Here is a 3,395-nt window from a genome sequence, read left to right as displayed (position 1 = left end):
GTGCTTCACCCTCTCTAAAATGTCTTTCCTTTGGTTCATATTTCTACCTCCTGAGGAAAGTATACTCTCCTCAGGAGTGATCTGCCAAAATTGTACATTTTGAGTTGGCGATTTTGTGCATTTTCAGTTTAGCATTTATACCTTTTTCAAAGGTTGTGGGTGTGGGCAAAGCCCACAATATTTTAAACTAACGCAAGGTTTAGATAGCCAAACAGCTTGCTGATTGGCGGTTTATGCACAATAGCGAAAGCTTTATAATGCGATAGCAACACAAAAAAAGATATTCTTTTTCTATTTATAAATTATTTCTTATTAAAAAGCTGTCGCCTGTTTTGTCACACCTTGCTTTAGCACACAAACAGCGTTGCTGTTTGTGCCTGAAAATTTGCAATAAAAACAATTTTTCTTGGGCGTTGCCCAAACCCACGAGCCTTTAAAAAGGCTCGACCTAAATTTTTTATTATTTATCCTAAGCTTTCTGCTAAACAACAATTTTTAAAAATTTACACAGCTTCTTAATCTTCAAATATTTTTTCGGTAAGTTCTCTTGTCGGCATTTGCACATCTTTTAGCTTACGCTGTATCTGTCTTGTTCGCACACCAACAAGTTGATCAAGTTCCTTATTTGCCTGATCAAGTCTGAGTTGAGTTGCCTCAAGCACTTTGCCGAATTTATCAAATTCTTGTTTAACCGCTCCCAAAATTTCCCACACTTCGGCACTTCGCTTTTGTACGGCAAGTGTTTTAAATCCCATTTGCAATGAATTTAGCAAAGCAGCCATAGTGCTCGGTCCTGCAATATTAACCTTATAATCACGCTGTAAAACCTCAACAAGTCCTCGGTTTACTACCTCACTGTACAATCCCTCAAACGGCAGAAACATAATAGCAAACTCTGTTGTATATGGTGGGTCAATGTATTTGTCATGAATGTCCTTTGCTTCGCTTTTAATTCTGGCAACCAATGCCTTTGCCGCAAGGTCAATTTTTTCTTTGTTGCCTTCATCAATGGAATCTCTGAGTGCTGAGTAGGTGTCACCCGGAAATTTTGAATCAATCGGCAGATAAATAAATTTATCATCATCGGACGGCAGTTTTACTGCAAATTCAACCACATTTTTTGAGCCTTTTTTAGTGGCAACATTCTCTTCGTACTGTTCGGGGGAGAGAATTTCACTTAAAATTGCAGAAAGCTGAATTTCGCCGAGAATACCTCTTGTCTTTACATTAGAAAGTACCTTTTTAAGGTCGCCCACACCTACGGCAAGAGTCTGCATCTCGCCAAGTCCCTTATACACCTGCTCAAGTCTTTCATTCACAAGTGAGAACGAACGATTCATTTTTTCTTCAATAGATTGTTGCAAACGCTCGTCAACTGTTTTTCGCATTTCTTCAAGCTGTTTGTTGTTGTCCTGTTGAATATAATTGAGCCTGTTTTCAACCGAGCGTCTTATATTATCAAGCTTTTGCTCATTTTCAAGTGAAAAGGTTTTGAGCCTTTCTTCAAGCTGAGCAAGACTTTTGCTTTGGCTGATTGCATATGCGTTCTGACTTGTCGCAAGCATATCACCGAGATTTTTTACAGAATTTTGAGTTGCTGAGGTCAACTCCTGTCTGAGTGCCGACTGTTCTGCTCTTATAGTTTTTTCGAGCTTTTCGGTATCACTTTTATCATTTGTGTTTTTTAACTGATGTGCAATGATAATTCCGAGCATTACAACGGCAGCAACGAGTAATGCAATTATTATAATTTCTGTTGCTGTTGGCATAGCCACACTTCCTTATTTGATTTATACTATTATATTAGCATTTTAACGGCGAAAAGTCAAACAAATGTTTTGTTAAATTACGAAAAAACAGACTGCCGTTGTGACAGTCTGCCGTATAATATTTACTCAAATACAGTTTCTACAAGCTTACTGCAACCCTGAGGGGAATAGAGAAAGCGGTCAATGTGGTTGCCGTTGAAGTAATATTTTGGCTTTTGTGGATTGTATTTGTAATCAAAGGTGTCAATAATTATTATTTTAATCTTCATTTTTTCCGGAATTATACTTTTTATGTAAACGCTTGCCTGCTGACCTGCCTTTACACCGTCTTTGCTTTCTGCAAGTCCTGCAAGATTTGGAGCAAGTTCTACAAATGCACCGTAATTTTCAACGCTACGCACAATACCGGCTACAGTTTCACCGGCACAAAAACTGTTTGCATTTTCTTCCCAAGTGCCAAGCAATTCTTTGTGACTCAAGCTGATTCTGCCGTTTTCAATCGATTTTATAACCGCCTTGATGTCCATTCCTACAGTAAACCGCTCTCGAGGGTGCTCAATTCGTGATACGGAAATGGTGTCTATCGGCATTAGAGCCACAATTCCGCAGCCAATGTCTGCAAATGCTCCAAAGTTTTCAAGATGGGTGATACGGGCGTCAATCACATCTCCGCAGGAGAGGTTGGAAATGTAGTTCTTCATACAGCGTTGCTGTGCCTTTTCTCTGGAAAGCACTGCAAAGCGTTCTCCTTTTTCATCAACCGCAAAATCAGTAATAATAAAGCAAACAGGGCGATTTACTCGAGAAATTACCGCAATATCTCTGACTGTGCCGTCTTTGATACCAATTGCACCCTCCTCACGGGGAATAATTCCCTTCATAATTCCGAGGTCAACAATAAGGTTGTGTTCGGCATCACACACGCAAGCCCTTGCCTCAAGAATTTTTCCCTCTTTTTTTGCATCACTTAATAAAGAAAAGCTGTGGAGCGTATTGATATTATCCTGTGTTAAAATGAGTTTTCCTTCGGGTAAATATTCTGACATTTTACAGCCTCCGTTAATTTTATTACGCATACCGATTACTTCGGCAAGCATATTTAGTTACAAATATTAGTATGATTTTGGCTTATAAAATATGCCCCTGAGGGAGGTTATAAATTATGGTTTAGCAACGGTCGAGAAATTTTCTTTGAATTAGCACAGACTTTATACTCGAAAATAAAAATTTGGTCAACCTTTTTCAAAGGTTGTGGGTGTGGGCAAAGCCCACAATATTTTAAACTAATACAAAGTTTTGACAGCCAAACAGCTTGCTGTTTGGTGGATTGAATATAATTGCGAAAGCTTTTATGCGATAGCATCACAAAATTAAAACTGTTATTCTTTATTAATAAAGAACTCTTTTTTAAAGGCTGTCGCCTGTTTTGTCAAACCTTGCTTTAGCACACAAACAGCGTTGCTGTTTGTGCCTTAAAAATTGAAATGAAAATAACTTTTCTTGGGCATTGCCCAAACCCACGAGCCTTTAAAAAGGCTCGACCTAAATTTCTTTGTCCGAGCAGAAAGCATAGTCAATCTTAATACTTTTAATTCCCGACCATTACTAAGTTATTGTCGGGAACAA

The 3,395-nt window shown here is 38.5% G+C and carries 2 protein-coding genes; both read right to left on the bottom strand.

Features of this window, described 5'->3' with window-relative positions; genetic code table 11:
- Positions 1–515: 515 nt before the first annotated feature.
- On the bottom strand, positions 516–1,769 hold the full coding sequence (locus tag ACJMMI_RS08630; protein ID WP_405354972.1) for a DNA recombination protein RmuC: 1,254 nt from the start codon (positions 1,767–1,769) through the stop codon (positions 516–518).
- Positions 1,770–1,891: 122 nt separating this feature from the next.
- On the bottom strand, positions 1,892–2,815 hold the full coding sequence (locus ACJMMI_RS08625) for a S1 RNA-binding domain-containing protein (RefSeq protein ID WP_405354971.1): 924 nt from the start codon (positions 2,813–2,815) through the stop codon (positions 1,892–1,894).
- Between the last annotated feature and the right edge of the window lie 580 nt (positions 2,816–3,395).

It is taken from the genome of Ruminococcus sp., from assembly GCF_045129435.1.
Taxonomy (GTDB): domain Bacteria; phylum Bacillota; class Clostridia; order Oscillospirales; family Acutalibacteraceae; genus Ruminococcoides.
Note: the sequence above shows the minus strand (reverse complement) of the source record. Positions and strands in the feature narration are given on the sequence as shown.

Bases quoted from the DNA above. Each gene is read 5' to 3' on its own strand.
- ACJMMI_RS08625 (WP_405354971.1), bottom strand. From the start codon at position 2,815: ATGTCAGAATATTTACCCGAAGGAAAACTCATTTTAACACAGGATAAT.
- ACJMMI_RS08630 (WP_405354972.1), bottom strand. From the start codon at position 1,769: ATGCCAACAGCAACAGAAATTATAATAATTGCATTACTCGTTGCTGCC.